The organism is Spirosoma pulveris (genome assembly GCF_054781875.1).
In genome coordinates, this window is record NZ_BAAGTO010000005.1 from 21,611 (window position 1) to 41,822 (window position 20,212).

Here is a 20,212-nt window from a genome sequence, read left to right on the forward strand (position 1 = left end):
TAGGCCCTTCTGACTGAATTTTCCTGTGAAAAGATGGATTGCTATCGTTCTCGTCGTTTTGGTACTCGGCGGGATAATTGTGTACAATAAGGTATTACACCCAGCTCCTGGTGCGTCGGCAGGCGGGGGTGGCGGCAAAGGTGGACCGGACGCTAAAGGCGGGCCCGGTGGTAAAGGTGGACCCGGCGGACCGGGGGGTGGCGGACCAACGAACGTAAACGGTTATGTGGTCATATCCCAAAACCTGCGCGAAGATGTTGTTTCCAGTGGCTCGCTGTTGCCAAACGAGCAGGTTGACATTTATCCCGAAATTTCAGCCCGAATTACCCAGCTTAACATTCAGGAAGGTATGCCAGTAGCCAAAGGAGCTTTGCTGGTCAAGCTTTTCGATGCCGACTTACGCGCACAGCTTCAGAAACTTCAGGCACAGGCCGACAATGCCCGCCGTACCGAAGAGCGAAACAAACAATTGCTGGAACGGGGTGGTATCAGTCAGCAGGAATATGACATCGTCACCACAAATTTACGGTCGTCCCTCGCCGACATTGAACTGGTGAAAGCCAACCTGCAGCGAACAGAGATCAGGGCCCCTTTTTCGGGGGTTATTGGCCTTCGTAACGTGAGTGCCGGAGCCGTTGTGTCGCCCAATACGCTCATTGCCCGTCTGCAACAAATATCATCGCTTAAACTTGACTTCTCCATTCCAGAAAAGTACGGTCCGGCGGTACATAATGGCAGCCAGATTTCGTTTATGGTAGACGGAAGCGGCCAGTCAAGTCAGGGGGTTGTATATGCCATTGAACCGGGGGTTGAAGAACAGACTCGTAACCTTCGTATCCGGGCAAGAGTTAACAATACTGGCGTTGAAAAAGGACTGCCCCGTTTCCGTCCGGGCACCTTTGCGCGGGTTACCTTAACGATTCAGAACGAACAAAGTCTGGTAGTTCCAACACAGGCAATCATCCCCCAAACCCGGACAAATCAGGTTATTCTGGTGAAGAACGGAAAAGCCCTGTTCAAGGATGTAAAAACTGGTTTGCGTACTGCCGGGACAATACAGATTTTATCAGGCTTGCAGAAAGGCGATACAGTAGCAACGACGGGTTTATTGTTTTTAAAACCAGATTCACCCGTTAAGATCAACAAGGTGATTACGCTGCCAGCTACAGGTACAGAACCGAAAGTAGCACTTAAATAAAACGGCGTTTGCGGAGTATGGCTGCTAAACCCGACAAAATAAACTCAATCAATCATGAGTCTTCCCGAGCTTAGTCTGAATCGACCGGTCTTTGCCATGGTGATGTCCATCGTCATCGTCCTCTTTGGCATTATCGGTTTCACCTTTCTGGGTGTTCGCGAATACCCGGCTATCGACCCGCCGGTAATTTCGGTACGGACAAACTATACCGGTGCTAACCCCGACATTATTGAGTCGCAGATTACGGAACCCATCGAGAAATCGCTGAACAGTATTGAAGGGATTCGTACGATCTCATCGAACAGTGCCTTGGGTGCCAGTACCATAACGGTCGAGTTCAACCTCGATGCTGACCTGGAGCAGGCCGCCAACGATGTACGTGATAAGGTAGCCCAGGCCCAACGGCAGTTACCCCAGGATATCGATGCGCCACCGGTGGTAACCAAAGCCGATGCCAACTCCGATCCTATTATTTTCATGACCGTTCAGAGTACGACCCGCAACCCGACACAGTTGTCGGATTATGCCGAAAATGTACTTCAGGAACGTCTGCAAACCATTCCGGGCGTTAGTCAGGCCAATATCTATGGTTTGAAGCGTCAGGCTATGCGCCTTTGGATCGACCCCATCAAACTATCGGCTTATCGCCTGACCTCTCAGGATATACAAACGGCCTTGAACGCGCAGAACGTTGAGTTACCCAGCGGAAAGGTGTATGGTAACAATACGGAATTGACGGTTAAAGCGGTAGGTCGTTTAACAACGGAAGAAGATTTTAACAACCTGATTCTTCGTCAGACGAGCAATCAAATTGTCCGCTTTAAGGATGTTGGCTATGCAACCATTGGCGCGGAGAACGAAGAAACTATCTCTAAGCAGAACGGGGCGGTGGGCGTAATTCTCGCCCTTATTCCTCAGCCTGGAGCCAACTATGTAAGCATTGCCGATGAATTTTATAAGCGTTTCGACCAGCTCAAAAAAGACCTGCCCGACGATATCATCGTAAGTATCGGCGTTGACCGGAGTACCTTTATTCGACGAGCCATTGAAGAAGTGGGCGAAACGCTCCTTATTTCATTTGTGCTGGTCGTACTGGTTATTTACTTCTTCTTCCGCGACTGGCTCATTGCCTTCCGGCCATTGATCGATATTCCAGTATCCCTTATCGGAGCCTTTTTCATCATGTACGTGGCCGATTTCAGCATTAACGTACTTACGCTGCTCGGTATCGTTCTGGCAACGGGACTTGTGGTGGACGATGGTATTGTGGTCACTGAGAACATCTTCAAGAAGATCGAGCAGGGCATGGACACCAGGGAGGCCGCCCGCGAGGGTTCCAACGAAATCTTCTTCGCCGTCATTGCGACCAGTATCACACTGGCTATCGTATTCCTGCCCATTATATTCCTCGAGGGCTTTGTAGGCCGCCTGTTCCGCGAGTTCGGTATCGTTGTTGCGGGTGCTGTATTGATCTCGGCCTTCGTTTCGCTGACGCTGACACCGGTACTGAGTGTAAAACTGACCAGCAAAAACCATGGCCGGTCCTGGTTCTATCGAAAAACGGAGCCCTTCTTTGAATGGCTGGATACCTCCTACCGATCGTCCTTGAACGGCTTTATGAAGAAACGGGGTTGGGCGTTTGTCATGATTGGTGCGTGCCTGCTGTTCATCTTCGGGCTTGGCTCTCTGCTTAAATCGGAGCTGGCTCCCCTCGAAGACCGTAGCCGGACCCGCCTGGTTATAACGTCACCCGAAGGAACAAGCTACGAGGCTCAGGCATCTCTGACAGACCGGGTCATGGAGTTCGTACTCGACTCTATCCCCGAAACCAAACTAGCCTTCAGCGTGGTTGCTCCGGGCTTTTCGGGAGCGGGTGCGGTGAACTCTTCGTTCGTCATGGAGAACCTGGTGGAGCCTGGAAACCGGAAACGGTCTCAGCAGGATATTGTCGATTACATTAATAAAAATCTCAAGAAGTTTAATGAAGCCCGTATGTTCGCCACGCAGGATCAGACCATTCAGGTTGGTCGGGGCGGTGGCTTGCCGGTGCAGTTCGTTATTCAAAACCTGAACTTCGAGAAACTCCGTGAGAAACTGCCAACGTTTCTGGACGAAGTGGCCAAAGATCCAACGTTCCAGAACTCCGATGTAGACTTGAAGTTCAACAAGCCTGAACTGAACATTAGTATCGACCGCGAGAAAGCGACGAACTTGGGAATTTCGGTGCAGGATGTTGCCCAAACACTCCAGCTTGCGCTTAGTAACCGGCGGCTGGCGTACTTCCTTATGAACGGAAAGCAGTATCAGGTAATTGGTCAGGTAGACCGTGCTGACCGCGATGCACCGGTCGACTTAGCCTCCTTTTATGTTCGTTCCAACCAGGGGCAACTGATTCAATTGGACAATCTGGTTAAGTTTCAGGAAGTTAGTAGCCCGCCCCAGGTATACCACTATAACCGATTCAAATCAGCGACGGTATCAGCAGGGCTGGCACCCGGCAAAACGGTTGGCGATGGTGTAGAAGCCATGCGGGCCATTGCAGCTCGTACCCTCGACGAAAGCTTCCAGACGGCCCTTTCCGGCCCTTCCCGCGATTATGCGGAAAGTTCGTCTAATACCCTGTTTGCGTTTGGTCTGGCCCTGATTCTGGTGTATCTGGTTCTGGCGGCACAGTTCGATTCGTTTGTCGATCCGCTCATCATCATGATTACGGTACCACTGGCCCTTGCCGGTGCGGTGTTCTCGCTCTGGATGTTTAACCAGACGTTGAATATATTCAGCCAGATCGGCATCATCATGCTGGTTGGTCTGGTTACCAAGAACGGTATCCTCATTGTAGAATTCGCCAATGAGCAGCGCCTAACGGGTAAGAACAAGTTCGAGGCAGCTGCAGAATCGGCTGCGTTGCGTCTGCGTCCTATCCTGATGACCACGCTCGTTGCGGCTTTTGGGGCTCTGCCACTGGCTTTGGCACTGGGTTCTGCTTCAAAAAGCCGGGTACCGCTGGGTATCGTTATTGTAGGGGGACTGATGTTCTCGCTCATTCTGACACTATATGTGGTACCGGTTATTTACACCTACATGTCTCGTCGGAAAGATGTTCAGCCAGAAGTTGACCCGAAGTCGGAAGACAAGGAAAAACCGAAGGAACTGGAAATACATGCGTAACGATCGGGCAACTGATTGAACTTACCGAAGGGCATTCGATTAGTCGAATGCCCTTCGTTTTTTACCGACTCTGCATTACCGGGATTACGATAGTTAGTGCTGGTTTAATGCGGCAACGAGTTGGGTGCATTTTAGTTAAAAGTGAAACCGGCTTTCTAAACAAACTTTACCGATAACCCTGGTCAACTGATTAAAAAGTAAGCTTTTTATGCTTAGGTTAAAACAGAGTCTGTCATAACCCGAAGAACCGGGCTCTTCCCTTGAAACAAACACGCATGAAACGTTCCATTTTACTTGGCTTGCTCTTTACAGCGCAGGTTACCTTCGCTCAAACAACTATTGATGTTGATAAAGAATTTGCCTTTGCGGCAAAGCAGTATGCGCTCATGCTGAAAAGCCACCCCGATACAACCCGATTTCCACAATCGACTAAACCGGACGGATCACCCGACGACCGGAAATCGGATTGGTGGTGCAGCGGTTTTTTTGGGGGATCACTCTGGCACATCTTCGAACGCACCAAAGACCCTATGTGGAAAGAAGCGGCTAATAAATGGACAATGGCCGTGGCAAAAGAGCAATACAATACGGGTACGCATGACCTGGGCTTTATGCTATACTGCCCTTTTGGCAACGGCTATCGGCTGACTAAAAACGCAGCCTATCCCCCTATTTTGTTAACCGGTGCCAAATCGTTGTCAACGCGTTTTGATCCAAAGCGGGGCGTTATCAAATCTTGGAACAAATTTCAGACATACGACTATCCGGTTATCATTGATAACATGATGAATCTGGAATTTCTATTCTGGGCCGCTAAGCGATCGGGCAATAAAGACTTTTATAACCTATCGGTCACTCATGCCGACAACACCATAAAGAACCACTACCGGCCCGACTACAGTAGTTATCACGTTGTCTGTTACAATCCAGATGGAACCGTTGCGGCCAAGAAAACCGCACAGGGCTATGCAGATAACTCAGCCTGGGCCAGAGGGCAGGCCTGGGGACTGTATGGGTTTACGGTTATGTACCGCGAAACAAAAGACAAGAAGTACCTGGAGCAGGCCCGGCACATTGCCGACTTTTATTTAAATCACCCCAATCTGCCAGCCGACAAGGTTCCCTATTGGGATTTCAACGCGCCCAACATCCCCAACGAAGAACGCGATGCATCGGCAGCCGCTATTACGTCGGCGGCTCTGTTCGAACTTTGTACCTATGGCGGCCCATCGGCCAAGACCTATTACCAATCGGCGGTTAAAATGCTGGAAAGTCTCTCAAGCCCGGCTTACAAAGCAAATCTGGGCGAGAACAACAATTTTATCCTGAAACACAGTGTAGGACATAAACCGGCCAAAAGTGAAGTAGATACGCCTATTATTTACACAGACTACTATTACCTGGAAGCGCTTTTACGTTACGATGCACTGCGCAAAAAGAACGCCTTCCGGTCATAAAACAGGGATTAAAAGAAAAGAGGAGCTGGTTGTACAACCAGCTCCTCTTTTCTTTTAATCCCTGTCTAGTAATCCCTTCGAATAGACTGAATAGTAACGATGGTTGGTGCCGATTCGTAGAAATCGTATAATGAACGCCCCAGTAATTCATGACCAATGGCGTTTAAATGTACCTGATCATTTGGCAGAAAATACTCTTCTCTTGGCCGTATGATGGAGTCCGTGTCAAAAACGCTCACCAGACGTTTATCGGCTTCCTGCAAAACAACAGCACGACTTCGTCGCTGCAACCAACGACTGGTTGTGTACTGACTGGCAAGCGGAGTTAACAGCAAAACATTATGCCGGTATGGTCTTAGCTGATTCAGCAGCACCGAAATGGCCATACGCTCCCGATTAGGCCATACAAGTGAGCGTAGCGCGGTACCTATCGATTTCAAACGAGATTTAAAGGATCTTTCCCTGGCGATCATCGATCCCGAATGCATAACCGGCATCTGAACGACCGTTGAGGAAACCAGTTGAGAAGCCGGTACCTGAATCAGCGTATGGTCTAGTTGAAGTATAATAAGATCATACCGGTTTAATGGCAATTGGGCCAGGGTGGCTATCGTTTGTGACATCGTAAGATGGGCGTACACATCTACCGATACCGGCCGCCCGGTTCGGCCCATCTGCCGGATAAAGTGACCTATAAAACTAAGCTTCCCGACAGCCAGTCCATAACCGTAGGTATGTTCATCACCAATTACTAACACGTTCATTAGCAAACAATAAATGGGGCGAGTAAACCCATTCGTTACCTGTACGTTCACATGAACACAAGCGTTGCTTATGATAAAAAAAAAGTTAATAACCAACATTCCGGATGCAACGTTATACGTTGATGTTGCGTAGTCTTTTTGTAGTCAGAAATGTTTACATAAATCCGACCAAATTTTGTTTTTCCGAAAATCGTCCTCGTTCGCCGATAATGACCTGCTGAGTGTCATTCGGGCCTGCCGCGCCAACGACCCGCGCGCGCAACGAACGCTATTCAAACAATTTTTTGGGTATGCCAAGAGCATTTGTCTGCGCTACAGTTCGAGTGTTGAAGAAGCGGAAGACGTGCTGAACGAAGGGTTTTTAAAAGCATTTCAACATCTGGACAGTTATGACGAAACATTACCTTTTAAAGCGTGGCTGCGGACCATTTTAGTCAACACAGCCATTAGCCATTACCGAAAAAACCATCGATTTGAACAACATGCTTCCCTCGAAACAGGCGAGCAGGTGGCCTTTGATGTAGACGTAGTCGATCAGATTGCCGCTGAGGACATTTTAGCCTTAGTACAACAGTTATCTCCAACGTATCGAACGGTATTCATGATGCACGTTGTAGATGGCTATAGTCTTCACGAGATAGCGGGCATCCTTAGCCATAATGAGGCAACGGTGCGTTCTAATTTTGCCCGTGCCCGGCAGAAACTACAAATCCTGCTCAAAGAAGCCCAATATTTTAAATCAGGCTCTACAGCCTCAATTCCGTATCATGAAAACTGACCGATTTTCCGATATTATCCGGCGAAAACTGGAAAGTATTCGGCCGGAATTTTCCGAAAAAGACTGGACCCGGATGCAGGCTTCCCTGCAAACTGGAATGCCTCAACCGGCTCCGCAAAACCCTGGCCAGCCTTTTGGTAGTATATGGGCTGCCAAGCCCTGGTTAATGGCAGCGGCCACTGTAAGTGCTGTCGTCATGGTAAGCTTTGGCTTCTGGCAACAGCGTGAGATCAATCAACTACGGGAAACGATAAGTCAATTAAAAAAACCAGCGTCCAGCCAATCAGCAAAAAGCCAACCCGGCCATACAGCTCCGGAAGACGATAAGGTAACGCAAAGACAACACGAAGAAAACGGAGCATCGCCCGCTCTCCAACCAGGGTCACCAGCGTCGGGTGGTAACCCGAACCTGGTCCATCAACAGCCACGAGATACGGTGTACATAACCCGTTACGTTGCTGTGCCGTCAAAATCCCATGTCGTTCCGCCTAATGAAGAGCAATATACTGACCGACCGGGAGCGCCGTTAGAACAACAAGAGCAACGGTATGCGACAACTAACCGGGGTCAAAGGGCAGTGAATCAGGGAAATCAACCGGATAATTTAACCAATAACCCGAATATAAACGCGTATGGTGAATCGTCTACTTCGTCTATTGCCAGTGAAAATTTCAACAGTACTACCGTAAAATCGCCCCGAATAGCCAATCGGTCCACCCGCGAGCGGAAACAGCGTGGCCAGTACGCGAACAATCGGGAAGCAGGTTCGTCCGGTGAGTTTATGGCTGGTTCGACATATGGAAAAGGCAATAAGGTTACTGGCTTGGTTAAGGGATCGATACCAAACCAGACTGATTACAGCCTGGCACCAATTGGATCAACACTATCCGAGTCGAACAACCCATTGACTTCAGTTACCATTGAGTCGATCAATAGTTTACCGCTGTCGATGCCGAGTACTAACTGGACGAAAATGATGTCTCTGCGTGCAAAGCGCATGCGTCCGGCGCGAACAACGGTTGTAGGTGGTGCTGAGCCGACCCAGGCACCCGAAAGCCAACCTGTGCTCCCAACAGGCGTACAATTCAGGGCTGGCATTGGTGGCGAAATTGCCTCCAAACTAACGGGTGCGGGAGTATTTACAGAAGTCCTGCTGGGTAAACACTGGGCAGTGAGTGCCGGACTGAGCCAGGCTAACTATTCAGGAGACAAATTTGGTAGTGATTTTGATTTCGACATTCGTATGCGCCGGGATTTCCGGAAAGAGTTTGCCCATGGAATCGATCCCCGACGTGATATCTTCAACATAGATACCCGTACTACCCGCATACTTCTCCCTATTTCTGTAGGCTATCGGGTTGCGCTTAGCAAGAACGTGTCATTCATACCAACAGCAGGGACTTATTTTACGATTTCAAGCACCGAAAATGCAACTTATTTCTGTCAGGTACCCATTCCTCAACGAGGGTTTGAACAAATCAGCGTCAGCGACAAACGGACTGCTCCCTTAATCAATAATGTTGCCTTAAGTGCAGGTATCGAATGGCAAAGCGGACATTGGGTGTTGCAGGGTAGCCCTGTATTGACGATACCGACACAAGCGGCACCCCAACCTTTTCAGCCCGGTCAAAACTGGCAATCCTCTACGCTGATGGGCCTCCGGGCACGATTGCTCTATCAGTTTTAATAATCCTGGCAATAAGAAAGGGGCCGCATATGCGGCCCCTTTCTTATTGGTACACTACTCAACTTAGTTAGTTGCCGCTATTCGCCAGATTCGGCCACCGGCATCATCTGCTACCAGCATGGAACCATCGGGTAAAACAGCAACGCCAACTGGTCGACCGTATGCGTCTTTGTCCTTACCAGTCAGGAATCCCGTCAGGAAATCTTCCGGCTTGCCGGGTTTACCTTCCTCAAATGGCACAAAAACCACTTTATAGCCCGAGAATGACGATCGATTCCAGGAACCATGCTGGCCAACGAAGGCCCCATTACGATACTTTTCCGGAAAAGCAGTTTTGTCATAAAAAGCCAGGCCTAATGAAGCCGTGTGCGCGCCCAGCGGCACATCCGGGACGACGGCTTTTTTCACCAGATCGGGACGCTCACCTTTTCGGCGGGGATCTTCATTCTGCCCATAATATGAGTAAGGCCATCCGTAAAAAGCACCTTCTTTTACGCTGGTCAGGTAGTCGGGAACGAGTTCGTCGCCCAATTCATCGCGTTCGTTAACGGCGGTATACAAGGTTTTGGTAGTAGGTTGCCAGCCCATACCTACCGGATTCCGCAGGCCACTGGCATAAACTTTCTCACCTGTTCCATCCGGATTGATTTCGATAATATTAGCCCGACGCACTTCGTTTTCGATGCCGTGCTCAGCTACGTTACTACCCGAACCCACCGACACGAATATCTTTTTACCGTCCGGACTGGCCAGTAAATTACGTGTCCAGTGGTTGTTATAGCCACCGGCGGGTAAACTCAGGATTTTCTTACCGGGGGCGGTTATCTTCGTTTGGCCGGGTTTATAGTCATACATCATAATCCCGTCGGTGTTAGCCGCGTAGAAGCTATTACCCAGCACCAGCATACCAAACGGCTGATTCAAGCCCGTTAGAAAGGGCTCTTTTACATCCGGTTTGCCATCCCTGTTGGTATCACGCAGAAGGGTGATTCGATTGGCGCTGGCTTCAGTACGCTCTGAATTGCTCTTGCCCGTTACGGCATTCACCACTTTCGTTTTGATACCCTTTCGTTCGGTGTTGGACTCGGCCACAAATACATCACCGTTTGGGGCAACGTAAAGCCAGCGGGGACTCGCTAAATCACGAGCGTATTCCGTAACGGTAAAGCCAGCCGGTGCCTGGGGTGTTTTACCTTCCGGCCAGCCAACGACATTACTAAACTTCTGGCTTGACGCCGTTGCGTAAGGTGCCGGTAACGCAAGTGTGGTGTCGGCAGTCGCTACCGTTTCTCCGGTTTGGCTTGTGTCTTTCTTCTGATTACAGGCCAGCATAGTAGCTGACAATACAGCGGCTGACAGTACAATTTTTGTTGTTTTCATCGTTGAGTTGAGTCAATTATAGCATTGCTTACTCAACTCCCTGAGCAATCGTTTGGTTATGGATTGTCCTTCTTAGCCGCTAATTCGGTACCCTGAACCGCCATCGTCATACTTGTTACAGCTTTGGTAGCAGCATCCCGGACAAACGTGATGATGGAGCCGTAGGAACTGGTTGATTGATAGGTATCGGCCTTGGCTTGCTTCACCAGTTTATTTTTTCCGAATGTGTCTGCTTCACCAAACAGCTCACCTTTTTCGGTCGTAACGGTAAACTTCTGAATCGGGCTACCACTGGCAAAGGTGTACGAACCTGCATAGGCTTTAAGATTCGCCGTGTCGGCCGGAGCTGTCTGCGCATTTGATTTTGTTCCTATTGCCAACAGGCAAACGACCAAGATTAGATTCAGTACGTATTTCATAAGAATAGGACGTTAAGGTTTAGTAAGAATGGATCCGAATTAGGCACCAGTTACTTACAAGGTACGCGAAAATTTGGCATAGGGAATCGGGCCTTTATAAAATACCTCGCTAATGGCCTCCATACCAAACCGGCGGTAAAAATCGGCAGTCTCCAGCCGGGCATCACACCAAAGAAAAGTAGCACCTAATTGCTTGGCTTCGTAGATTACATGATTCAGCAGCAGCGTTCCTACGCCCTGCCGCTGACAGTCCGGGCGGGCGGCAAATTTGCGAAAACGGCTTTCTTCTCCATTGACAAACAATGAAATGACGGCAATCAGCTCGTTCTCCCGAAAGGCGCCGAAGTGGTGTCCCTCGTCGTCATTATCGATTTTTACATAATCGAAAGGCTTATCGGGCCACAGAACTGAATGGCGGAGCGGATATGTTTCCTCGGCAGCAATGGCTTGTATATGCACCATATCAAAACGGCAGCTTTCCTAAATCGACATTTCCACCGGTTAGTATAATACCAATCTTTTGCCCGGCAAACTGAGCTTTATGCTTTAACACAGCGGCCAGCGGAACCGCACAGGATGGCTCAATGATGATTTTCATCCGCTCCCAGACGAGCCGCATGGCCGCAATGATTTCGGGATCAGATACCGTCAGAATATCCGTAACGTGCTCGCGGATGATGGCTAACGTTCGTTCACTGAGGCTGGTCATGAGCCCGTCGGCAATGGTGTTAATATAAGGCGCTTTCTCAACCTGACCACTTCTAAAAGACAGAATTGCATCGGCGGCCCCTTCTGGCTCTCCGGCAATGACGCGGGTTGACGCAGACAGGTAATGTGTTGCCAGGGCCGTTCCGCTTAACAACCCGCCCCCACCTACGGGCGTCAGAATAACATCAAATGGCCGATCGCTGCCAAAATCTTCAATAAGTTCTTTTGCGGCTGTAGCTTGTCCGGCAATAACCCGATCATCATCGAAAGGGTGAACGAGTACCGCACCGGTTCGCGCTATAACTTCCCGAACGCCAGCCTCGCGGGCATCCAGGGTTGGTTCGCACTCGATCACCTCCGCCCCATAACCAAGCACGGCATCTTTTTTCACTTGCGGAGCGGTGCGCGGCATCACTATGTATGCGGGCATGCCAACCTGCCGGGCCGCAAAGGCTACAGCCTGCGCGTGGTTGCCCGACGAGTGCGTAGTAATCGCCGACCCTTCCTGATACTGAGCGACCTGCAGCACAGCATTCAGACCACCCCGTGCCTTAAAGGCCCCTATTTTCTGAAAGTTCTCACATTTGAAAAACAACTCCGCTCCCGCCCGTTCGTTGATGGTTTGATTGGTGAGTACGGCGGTCCGGTGAATGTATGGGTGGATGCGGCCATGCGCTTCCTGAATGATTTCGGGTGTGATCATGCGGTAGAAGGCGCAAACAGCCTCCGGTTGTTTATTAAGACTTTACTTCTACGAATGCAAACAACCAGAAGTTGCCTGGAGCCGTTTTATCAGTTTCGGGCAAATTACGGAAGAAAACAATTCCATATGACCTAAACCAAAGCGCCCTCAACTAATCAAATGAGTAATTTAGCCTTGTCTTCTTTCTTTATCAGATAAGCAACCGACTGCTTACCCAAAACCTATGTCTCGTAAACCCGTTTCGTTATGACCTCCGACCGTCGTTCGTTTTTGAAACAAGCTGCCGGCTCATTGGCGGCTATGGCCATTGTGCCAACTGCTTTTGCGGAAGCCCCCGCGAAGAAGATGTTCTTCGATATTTCGCTGGCCGAGTGGTCGCTCCATAAAGCACTGTTTGCCAAAAAAATTACTAACCTGGACTTCCCCGGCATTGCCCGTAAAGAATTCGATATCAGCATTGTTGAATATGTAAACCAGTTCTTTAAAGACAAAGCGCAGGACAAAACCTACCTCAACGACCTGCTGGCCCGATGCAAGGACAACGGCATCACGAATAACCTCATCATGATCGACGGGGAAGGCAACCTGGGTGCTTCGGATGCTGCCGAACGAATGAAGGCCGTCGAAAACCACCACAAATGGGTTGAATGTGCTAAATACCTGGGTTGTAAAACCATTCGGGTCAATGCCGCCGGACAGGGTACTGCCGAAGAAGTAGCCAAAGCAGCCGTTGACGGTCTGAGCAAACTGGGCGAATTTGCCAAAACGATGAATATCAATGTGATCGTGGAAAACCACGGCGGGTATTCGTCCAATGGCCAGTGGCTTTCCGGCGTGATGAAGCAGGTAGGCATGAAGAACGTAGGTACCCTCCCCGACTTCGGCAACTTCTGCATCAAACGTGGCGATAATCATACGTGTGCCGAAGAATATGATCGGTATAAAGGCACTGCAGAACTAATGCCCTTCGCCAAAGGCGCATCGGCTAAGTTCTATGACTTCGACGCCAACGGCAATTGCGTTGAAACCGACTACAACCGAATCCTCAAGATTGTGAAAGACAGCAAGTTCAAAGGTATTATTGGTATCGAATATGAAGGCGATAAACTGGACGAATACGCTGGTATCCGGCAGGCAAAAGCGGTGCTGGAGCGCGTGGGGCCAATAGCTTAAAAGTCCGTAATGTCAATTTCATGGCCTGTCTACGCACGAACATGCGTACTCAGGCCACTTTTTTAACCTTCCTGTTGTTCCCCTTAAAACCTATACTTACGTCAGGTTCCGATTCATTCAAACGTATGTCAACCACGCAACAATCTGTCACTCTCAGCTTTATTGGCAATGAGCCCGTTACCGGCGACGGCAACTTTTTCAAGGCTTTTGCGCCTTCCCTACACGAGAATCTTGCCGAAGACTTCGCAAACGTATCCGCAGAACAGGCAAATCTGGCCATCGACAAAGCCGCCGAAGCGTTTCCGATTTATGCTAAGCTTAGCGGGGCGCAACGAGCCGATTTTTTAGAGGCTATTGCCGCCGAAATAGAATCTATTGGTGATGAACTCATCGAGCGGGCCGTGCTGGAGAGCGGGTTGCCCACAGGTCGGATTTCGGGCGAGCGGGGCCGCACCACGGGGCAGTTACGGTTGTTCGCCAATGTACTTCGTGAAGGTTCGTGGGTGGATGCCCGTATTAATCCGGCCCTCCCCGACCGGCAGCCCCTACCCCGTCCCGACTTGCGCCGAATGCTGGTACCCCTGGGTCCAGTCGTTGTTTTTGGCGCCAGTAATTTCCCACTCGCTTTCTCGGTAGCCGGTGGCGATACGGCGTCGGCCTTGGCCGCCGGTTGTCCGGTTGTCGTGAAGGCGCACCCCTCGCATCCGGGTACATCGTCTTTGGTAGGTCAAGCCATTGTAACAGCTGCTCAGAAATCCGGAATGCCCGATGGCGTTTTCTCGCTGCTTCATGCCGACATTGAGGTAGCTCAGCAACTGGTAGCGCATCCGGCTGTGAAGGCAGTCGGTTTTACGGGTTCAAGAGCTGGCGGGCTGGCGCTGTTGCGCGTGGCTCAGAGCCGCCCCGAGCCCATTCCCGTTTATGCCGAAATGAGTGCCGTCAATCCGTTTGTTGTCTTACCGGGTGCGATTAGCCAGGAGGCAGGACCAAACTCTGCCGCAACAGTAGCCGCCGGACTAGCGGGCTCAATAACCCTGGGTGTGGGCCAATTTTGCACCAATCCGGGGCTGGTTTTCTTGCTCGATTCGCCCAAAACACAGGTTTTTCTGGATACAGTGGCCGAAAAGATTCGGGCATCGGCACCAGCAACTATGCTTAACGCGGGTATCTGTCAGGCGTATCAAAAAGGCGTTCAGCAAAACCGGATCATCCCGGGTGTTCGCGTGCTGGCCGAAGCTGACGCTGATGCCGAAAGCAGCCAAACGCAGGGACGCCCGGCGGTATTGAGTACAACGGCCCCTATTTTTCTGAGCAGCCCGGCACTGAGCGAAGAGGTTTTCGGACCAACATCGCTGATTGTCGTTTGCGAGACCGAAGCGGAGCTGGAAGAATGCCTGATAACGCTGGAAGGTCAGCTTACGGCCACCATTTATGCCACACCAGCTGAACTGACCTTCTCGTCAGTCGATTGGGTCTCTTTACTTCAGGCCAAAGCAGGACGGGTATTGTTTGGCGGCTACCCAACAGGCGTCGAAGTATCGGAAGCGATGACCCACGGTGGTCCATTCCCCGCCACCAGCGATAGCCGGTCTACATCAGTAGGTACGGCTGCTATCCTGCGGTTTGTCCGGCCTGTGACCTACCAAAGTTTCCCTGATGAGTTACTGCCGGCTGCTCTACAAAACGCTAACCCCCTCGGCATTTGGCGGAACGTGGATGGAATGATTACGAAATAATAAAAAGTAAGCAAAAAAAGCGGTGCCACGGTTTAAAACCGTGGCACCGCTTTTTTTGGTCTGTTGATTGATTATTTCAGGCTTCCCATACCACCATCAATGCCAATAACTTGTCCGGTTATCCAACTCGCCTGATCGGTGAGTAAATAGGCAGCCATACCGGAAATATCCTCAGGTGTACCATATCGGTTGAGCGGATGCCGTTTGTTGGCAGCCTCCCGTTTGGTATCATCTCCCAGCAGGAAACCCGCTAAAGGTGTATCGGTCAGAGAAGGTGCCAAAACATTTACCCGGACATTGAAGGGTGCTAACTCAGCCGCTAATGATTTACCAAGTCCTTCAACCGCCGATTTGGCCACGGATACGGACGAATGCATGCCCATTCCCAGCTTAGCCGCCACCGTGCTAAATAATATAATACTGGCCGATTTCGACTTTTTGATGACCGCATAACTGGCGTGAATGGCACTCACCGCACCCAGGACATTTACCTCGAAATCATGACGGTAATCGTCTAGGGTAAGCCGTTGGAAAGGTTTAAGGTTGATCGTTCCCGGGCAATAAACCAGCCCATGCAGCGTGTCGGGGAGTTGGTTAAGCGCGTCGACGGCAGGTGTCTGGGTAATATCCCATACCATGTGCGTGGACTGAATACCTTCGGGCTGCGTTCGACCGGCGGTAAAAAGCGTTGCACCCTGCGCCTGGAGCTGTAAAGCCAGCGAATGGCCAATACCCGAGCTTGCACCAATGATGAGAATATTTTTACCCTGCATAATTTAAGTTGATGAAGTGTAATTGGGTGTAGAACTCCCCGAAACAGGCATTATTCCAGTTTGAGAGTCTCACATAAAAACTTTGGTTCTCTAAATATTCACACTTGGCTGCGTTACGTACCGCAGTAGCTCCTGCTTGGTGGCATCTTCAGAAAATTTGCCACTGTATGATGCCGTAATTGTTGAGCTATTAACGTCGTGGATACCCCGTGTCGACACACACAGATGCTTGGCATCAATGATGACGGCCACATCCTCAGTTTCGAGAACACGCTTCAACTCCTCAGCTATCTGAACCGTTAGACGCTCCTGTACCTGAGGGCGCTTGCTGAAATATTCAACAATGCGGTTGAGTTTCGACAAGCCAATTACTTTGCCGCTGGAGATATAAGCCACGTGTGCTTTACCCATAATGGGGACAAAGTGGTGCTCGCAGTAGGTCTGAACGGTAATGTCTTTCTCGACCAGCATTTCATTGTACCGAAACTTATTATCAAATAAAGTTGCCTTGGGCTTGTTGGCAGGATTCAGGCCGCTAAACACTTCATTTATATACATCTTGGCGACCCGACGTGGCGATCCCTTCAAACTGTCATCGGTCAGGTCAAGCCCCAGGATATTCATTATTTCCCGGAAATGTTCTTCAATAAGGTCAATTTTCAAGTCATCGTCCAGTGCGAAGGCATCAGGACGCATGGGGGTGTCAATGGAGGAAGCACCGTGCGCATCACCAATTTCATCCACCAATTCGTCTGTGTAGACATCGTCCAGCGAGTATCCATTTTTATGGCTACCGTTTGTCGGTTGACCATTCAACGGGGTGCCATTAGACGGGGTATTCGACGAAGTTCCGTTCAGTTTCATAAAGTCTGATTTTAAGGTCTAAGCCCTCGCTTAGTTGATTTCGTAAAATGTTGTAGATGACAATGGCAATGTTTTCGGCCGATGGGTTCAGATCAGCAAACTCCTCGGTGTCCAGATTTAAATTCTTGTGGTCGAATCGATCCAAGACGTGTTCTTTCACAATATCGCTGAGTTGCTTCATGTCGATCACATAACCCGTTTCGTCATCTATTGGGCCAGTAACCTGCACAATCAACTCATAGTTGTGCCCGTGGTAATTGGGATTGTTGCATTTGCCGTACACCCGCGTGTTTTTCTCGTCCGACCAATTGGGGTTGTTCAGACGATGAGCCGCGTTGAAATGCTCCTTTCGAAACACCGCAACCCGTGGGGCACTGGCCCGAAGATTATCCATAAAAATGAATCAAATTAAAGTTCGATCAACCTGTCGTTACAAAGTTTGTGTACAACACAGGCAGACAGCCGAGCGGGTAGCCAGAACGCTCTTTCGTATGCGATTGATACTTGATAAACCGACGAGTCTTCGATTTTGTTCAACGTTTCCCAATAAAGATTAAACAAAAATTTTTTGTCGGTTCAGGCTAATAACATCCGCTCATCCTGTAATGTTCCCTCTCATGTACTCAGCCAGTGACCACGGAACCAGACAGGATAAGCACCCGTTGTGCCCCCATGAAACGCCTACGAAAACCAATGATACTAACACTATTCATCATTACCGGATTGATTGCCACCACCTTTCTTTTCATGCAGCAGAGTACGTTTGGCAGTAACCCGGCCACTACACGCCTGGAACGAATCAGACGCTCACCTAACTACCGCGACGGCTCTTTTCAAAACCTGGAGAAGACCGAAGTCATGCGGGAAGATGCCTCCTACATTGGTATGATGAGCGATTTTTTCAACAAAGCGCCGGATAATATTCCCCCCAGACCGCTACCATCCGTTCGTACCGATCTTAACGCATTACCCGATTCTGTTCCAACCATTGTCTGGTTCGGTCACTCGTCTTATCTTATTAAATCGAAAGGAATCACCATTCTGGTCGATCCGGTTCTCAGCGGCAACGCATCGCCTGTTTCTTTTTTCGGCAAGGCGTTTCCGGGGTCTGATGTTTACAAAGTGGAAGATATGCCGGAGAAAATTGACATGCTGGTCCTTTCCCACGACCATTATGACCACCTCGACTATCTGACGATCAAGCAGCTCATTCCCAGAGTCAAAAAATTCTATACGGCACTTGGCGTAGGAGCTCACCTTGAGCAATGGGGAGCTACACCCGACCAGATTGTTGAGTTTGACTGGTGGGAAAGTCATCACGTCGACACCGATATTGACTTGACTGCGGTGCCAGCCCGTCACTTTTCAGGACGTAGTTTAACACGGGGTAAAACACTATGGACCGCTTTTGCGCTAAAGCTTCATGGTTATTCGCTGTATCTGGGTGGCGATTCAGGTTACGGCAAGCATTTCAAAGAGATCGGCGATAAATACGGCCCGTTCGATCTGGCCATTCTCGAATGCGGGCAGTACGGTAAAGACTGGCCCAATATTCACATGTTTCCGGAAGAGGTAGCCACGGCAGCCCAGGATCTGCATGCTAAAACAGTATTGCCCGTTCACTGGGCTAAATTCTCTCTTTCGACGCACGGCTGGAAAGAATCAATTGAACGATTTACCAAGCGGGCTGCCGAACAAAAACTGGACGTTACCACCCCGCTGATTGGCGAGCCGCTGTTGGTAGGTGTTCACTATCCTAAATCAGTCTGGTGGAATCAGTAGCCTGATTGACGACGCAAGGATGGACTCTATCGGCTGATTCCTTGCGTCGTCAGTCAGGCCAATGGGTAAAAACAGCGCGTCGTATGTTTTTTGATACGAAACCTCGTTATTTGGTTCGTAAATTCTCCTACGCTCATATCGCTATGCAGACACCTACCCGGCGCCAGTTTATTCGTACGGCTGCCCTTACAGGCGCAGTCACTTCCGTTGCAACGACCTCCGCTTTCCCGGCCATTCTAACGGGTGCCAAACCCGCTGACCCTAAAGTCAGACTGGCATTCATCGGCGTTGGCTCACGAGGACGCAGCCATGTTGAACAGGCACTTTACCGAGATGATGTCGAAATAACCGCTATTTGTGACCCCGCACAGGAAGCCATCAGCCGCACAACGGCCATGATCGAGAAGGCTGGCCGGAAGGCCCCGGTGGCCTACAGCAAAGGCGATGAAGCGTTTAAGGATATGCTCAAACGCGACGACATCGACGGCGTCGTGATTGCAACCCCCTGGGAGTGGCACGTTCCTATGGCCGTAGCAACGATGCATGCGGGTAAATATGCCGGTGTGGAAGTATCTGCAACGGTGACGCTGAAAGAGTCATGGGATCTGGTCAATGCGTTCGAGAAAACAGGCTCTCCCTGTATGATTCTGGAAAACGTTTGTTACCGTCGCGATGTATTGGCGGTATTGAACATGATCCGGAAAGGCATGTTTGGCGAAATGACCTACGCGCACTGCGGCTACCAGCACGATTTGCGGAATATCAAGTTCAACGACGGCAAATCGATTGGGGGTGTCGGTGCCGAATTTGGCGAGAAGGGCTACTCCGAAGCACACTGGCGTACCCAACACTCCGTCGATCGAAACGGCGATCTTTACCCTACCCACGGCCTTGGACCGGTAGCCCATTGGCTCGATATTAACCGGGGTAACCGTTTTACACACCTGACAAGTACGGCAACCAAAAGCCGGGGTCTGCATAAATACGTTGTCGACAAAGGCGGTCCCAACCACCCCAACGCCAAGGTTAACTTTAAACTTGGCGACGTGGTCACGACCGTTATTCAGTGCGCTAACGGCGAAAATATCGTGATTATCCACGATACGAACTCACCCCGACCGTACTCGCTTGGCTTCCGGGCTCAGGGTACCAATGGCATCTGGATGGACGATAACGACATGATCTATCTGGAAGGAGTTTCGCCTAAACCACACAGTTGGGAACCCTTCGCGGCTTACCAGGAAAAATACGACCATCCGCTCTGGAAACGCCACGCCCAAACTGCCGAGAATGCCGGACACGGTGGTATTGACTTCTTCGTGATTCGTGCCTTCATTGAATCGATAAAAGCGAAAGGACCCGTCCCTATCGACGTGTACGACGCGGCCGTCTGGAGTGCCATCAGCCCCTTATCCGAACAGAGCATCGCCGGAGGCAGCAAACCCATCGAAATTCCTGATTTCACCAAAGGAAAGTGGAAAACGAATAAACCGATTTTCGGACTGAATGACCTTTATTAGTTTTTGGTCATGGCCCTATTGGTTGGTTGGCAATAGTTAATTTGCCAACCAGACCTATTAACGCTATAGCTTATAACTAATCATTAATAATTGCCGAGAATC

The 20,212-nt window shown here is 50.1% G+C and carries 17 protein-coding genes; 9 read left to right on the plus strand and 8 right to left on the minus strand.

Annotation, left to right across the window (positions count from 1 at the left end; all coding sequences use genetic code 11):
* Positions 1-25: 25 nt before the first annotated feature.
* From ACYVJM_RS17945 to ACYVJM_RS17955, 3 genes are all read left to right on the plus strand, one after another.
* A complete protein-coding gene (locus ACYVJM_RS17945; RefSeq protein WP_461149610.1) occupies positions 26-1,198 on the plus strand; it encodes an efflux RND transporter periplasmic adaptor subunit in 1,173 nt (390 codons plus the stop codon).
* A 54-nt stretch (positions 1,199-1,252) separates the two neighbouring features.
* A complete protein-coding gene (locus ACYVJM_RS17950; protein ID WP_461149611.1) occupies positions 1,253-4,366 on the plus strand; it encodes an efflux RND transporter permease subunit in 3,114 nt (1,037 codons plus the stop codon).
* 275 nt (positions 4,367-4,641) lie between these two features.
* The gene (locus ACYVJM_RS17955) at positions 4,642-5,823 is read left to right on the plus strand and encodes a glycoside hydrolase family 88 protein (protein ID WP_461149612.1); all 1,182 of its coding nucleotides are present in this window, start codon (positions 4,642-4,644) and stop codon (positions 5,821-5,823) included.
* Positions 5,824-5,888: 65 nt separating this feature from the next.
* On the opposite strand, the gene ACYVJM_RS17960 is transcribed toward ACYVJM_RS17955, so the two are convergent.
* Positions 5,889-6,587, minus strand: a complete 699-nt coding sequence (locus tag ACYVJM_RS17960) for an SGNH/GDSL hydrolase family protein (RefSeq protein WP_461149613.1) — start codon at positions 6,585-6,587, stop codon at positions 5,889-5,891.
* A 175-nt stretch (positions 6,588-6,762) separates the two neighbouring features.
* Between ACYVJM_RS17960 and ACYVJM_RS17965 the strand changes: the two genes are divergently transcribed.
* Complete coding sequence (locus ACYVJM_RS17965) at positions 6,763-7,365, plus strand: RNA polymerase sigma factor (RefSeq protein ID WP_461149614.1); 603 nt, start codon at positions 6,763-6,765, stop codon at positions 7,363-7,365.
* Complete coding sequence (locus ACYVJM_RS17970) at positions 7,355-9,052, plus strand: hypothetical protein (protein WP_461149615.1); 1,698 nt, start codon at positions 7,355-7,357, stop codon at positions 9,050-9,052. The genes ACYVJM_RS17965 and ACYVJM_RS17970 overlap by 11 nt, the downstream gene beginning before the upstream one ends.
* Positions 9,053-9,115: 63 nt before the next feature.
* On the opposite strand, the gene ACYVJM_RS17975 is transcribed toward ACYVJM_RS17970, so the two are convergent.
* Genes ACYVJM_RS17975 through ACYVJM_RS17990 form a run of 4 tightly spaced genes read right to left on the minus strand, consistent with a single transcriptional unit; the run spans position 9,116 to position 12,262 of the window.
* Positions 9,116-10,432: a PQQ-dependent sugar dehydrogenase gene (locus tag ACYVJM_RS17975; protein WP_461149616.1), complete on the minus strand. Its 1,317-nt coding sequence runs from the start codon at positions 10,430-10,432 to the stop codon at positions 9,116-9,118.
* A gap of 56 nt (positions 10,433-10,488) precedes the next feature.
* Positions 10,489-10,851, minus strand: a complete 363-nt coding sequence (locus ACYVJM_RS17980; RefSeq protein WP_461149617.1) for a DUF3471 domain-containing protein — start codon at positions 10,849-10,851, stop codon at positions 10,489-10,491.
* A gap of 54 nt (positions 10,852-10,905) precedes the next feature.
* A complete protein-coding gene (locus tag ACYVJM_RS17985) occupies positions 10,906-11,313 on the minus strand; it encodes a GNAT family N-acetyltransferase (RefSeq protein WP_461149618.1) in 408 nt (135 codons plus the stop codon).
* 1 nt (position 11,314) lies between these two features.
* Positions 11,315-12,262, minus strand: a complete 948-nt coding sequence (locus ACYVJM_RS17990) for a threonine ammonia-lyase (protein ID WP_461149619.1) — start codon at positions 12,260-12,262, stop codon at positions 11,315-11,317.
* A 246-nt stretch (positions 12,263-12,508) separates the two neighbouring features.
* Between ACYVJM_RS17990 and ACYVJM_RS17995 the strand changes: the two genes are divergently transcribed.
* Both ACYVJM_RS17995 and ACYVJM_RS18000 read left to right on the plus strand, forming a co-directional pair.
* A complete protein-coding gene (locus tag ACYVJM_RS17995) occupies positions 12,509-13,435 on the plus strand; it encodes a sugar phosphate isomerase/epimerase family protein (protein WP_461149620.1) in 927 nt (308 codons plus the stop codon).
* Between the two features lie 125 nt (positions 13,436-13,560).
* The gene (locus ACYVJM_RS18000) at positions 13,561-15,171 is read left to right on the plus strand and encodes an aldehyde dehydrogenase (NADP(+)) (protein WP_461149621.1); all 1,611 of its coding nucleotides are present in this window, start codon (positions 13,561-13,563) and stop codon (positions 15,169-15,171) included.
* A 71-nt stretch (positions 15,172-15,242) separates the two neighbouring features.
* Here ACYVJM_RS18000 and ACYVJM_RS18005 read toward each other — a convergent pair whose 3' ends face one another.
* The 3 genes from ACYVJM_RS18005 to ACYVJM_RS18015 all read right to left on the minus strand — a co-directional run bounded on the left by ACYVJM_RS18005 (position 15,243) and on the right by ACYVJM_RS18015 (position 17,202).
* Positions 15,243-15,944, minus strand: coding sequence for an SDR family NAD(P)-dependent oxidoreductase (locus ACYVJM_RS18005; RefSeq protein WP_461149622.1), 702 nt, complete (start codon positions 15,942-15,944; stop codon positions 15,243-15,245).
* A gap of 90 nt (positions 15,945-16,034) precedes the next feature.
* Positions 16,035-16,808 carry a GTP cyclohydrolase I FolE gene (gene folE / locus ACYVJM_RS18010; protein ID WP_461149623.1) on the minus strand — a complete coding sequence of 258 codons (774 nt, stop codon included), beginning with the start codon at positions 16,806-16,808 and terminating at the stop codon, positions 16,035-16,037.
* Entirely contained in the window at positions 16,771-17,202 is a 432-nt protein-coding gene (locus tag ACYVJM_RS18015; protein WP_461149624.1) for a 6-pyruvoyl trahydropterin synthase family protein, read from the minus strand. Before ACYVJM_RS18015 ends, folE begins: the two co-directional genes overlap by 38 nt.
* Positions 17,203-17,501: 299 nt before the next feature.
* On the opposite strand from ACYVJM_RS18015, the gene ACYVJM_RS18020 reads away from it, so the two are divergent.
* The gene (locus tag ACYVJM_RS18020) at positions 17,502-18,590 is read left to right on the plus strand and encodes an MBL fold metallo-hydrolase (protein ID WP_461149625.1); all 1,089 of its coding nucleotides are present in this window, start codon (positions 17,502-17,504) and stop codon (positions 18,588-18,590) included.
* Positions 18,591-18,733: 143 nt separating this feature from the next.
* Positions 18,734-20,110, plus strand: coding sequence for a Gfo/Idh/MocA family protein (locus ACYVJM_RS18025; protein WP_461149626.1), 1,377 nt, complete (start codon positions 18,734-18,736; stop codon positions 20,108-20,110).
* The last annotated feature ends 102 nt before the right edge of the window (positions 20,111-20,212 follow it).

What these genes read in the sequence shown, in the direction of transcription:
- ACYVJM_RS17950 (WP_461149611.1), top strand. Translation starts at nt 1,253, where the DNA reads ATGAGTCTTCCCGAGCTTAGTCTGAATCGACCGGTCTTTGCCATGGTG.
- ACYVJM_RS17955 (WP_461149612.1), top strand. Translation starts at nt 4,642, where the DNA reads ATGAAACGTTCCATTTTACTTGGCTTGCTCTTTACAGCGCAGGTTACC.
- ACYVJM_RS17960 (WP_461149613.1), bottom strand. Translation starts at nt 6,587, where the DNA reads ATGAACGTGTTAGTAATTGGTGATGAACATACCTACGGTTATGGACTG.
- ACYVJM_RS17970 (WP_461149615.1), top strand. Translation starts at nt 7,355, where the DNA reads ATGAAAACTGACCGATTTTCCGATATTATCCGGCGAAAACTGGAAAGT.
- ACYVJM_RS17975 (WP_461149616.1), bottom strand. Translation starts at nt 10,432, where the DNA reads ATGAAAACAACAAAAATTGTACTGTCAGCCGCTGTATTGTCAGCTACT.
- ACYVJM_RS17980 (WP_461149617.1), bottom strand. Translation starts at nt 10,851, where the DNA reads ATGAAATACGTACTGAATCTAATCTTGGTCGTTTGCCTGTTGGCAATA.
- ACYVJM_RS17985 (WP_461149618.1), bottom strand. Translation starts at nt 11,313, where the DNA reads ATGGTGCATATACAAGCCATTGCTGCCGAGGAAACATATCCGCTCCGC.
- ACYVJM_RS17990 (WP_461149619.1), bottom strand. Translation starts at nt 12,262, where the DNA reads ATGATCACACCCGAAATCATTCAGGAAGCGCATGGCCGCATCCACCCA.
- ACYVJM_RS17995 (WP_461149620.1), top strand. Translation starts at nt 12,509, where the DNA reads ATGACCTCCGACCGTCGTTCGTTTTTGAAACAAGCTGCCGGCTCATTG.
- ACYVJM_RS18000 (WP_461149621.1), top strand. Translation starts at nt 13,561, where the DNA reads ATGTCAACCACGCAACAATCTGTCACTCTCAGCTTTATTGGCAATGAG.
- ACYVJM_RS18005 (WP_461149622.1), bottom strand. Translation starts at nt 15,944, where the DNA reads ATGCAGGGTAAAAATATTCTCATCATTGGTGCAAGCTCGGGTATTGGC.
- folE (WP_461149623.1), bottom strand. Translation starts at nt 16,808, where the DNA reads ATGAAACTGAACGGAACTTCGTCGAATACCCCGTCTAATGGCACCCCG.
- ACYVJM_RS18015 (WP_461149624.1), bottom strand. Translation starts at nt 17,202, where the DNA reads ATGGATAATCTTCGGGCCAGTGCCCCACGGGTTGCGGTGTTTCGAAAG.
- ACYVJM_RS18020 (WP_461149625.1), top strand. Translation starts at nt 17,502, where the DNA reads ATGATACTAACACTATTCATCATTACCGGATTGATTGCCACCACCTTT.
- ACYVJM_RS18025 (WP_461149626.1), top strand. Translation starts at nt 18,734, where the DNA reads ATGCAGACACCTACCCGGCGCCAGTTTATTCGTACGGCTGCCCTTACA.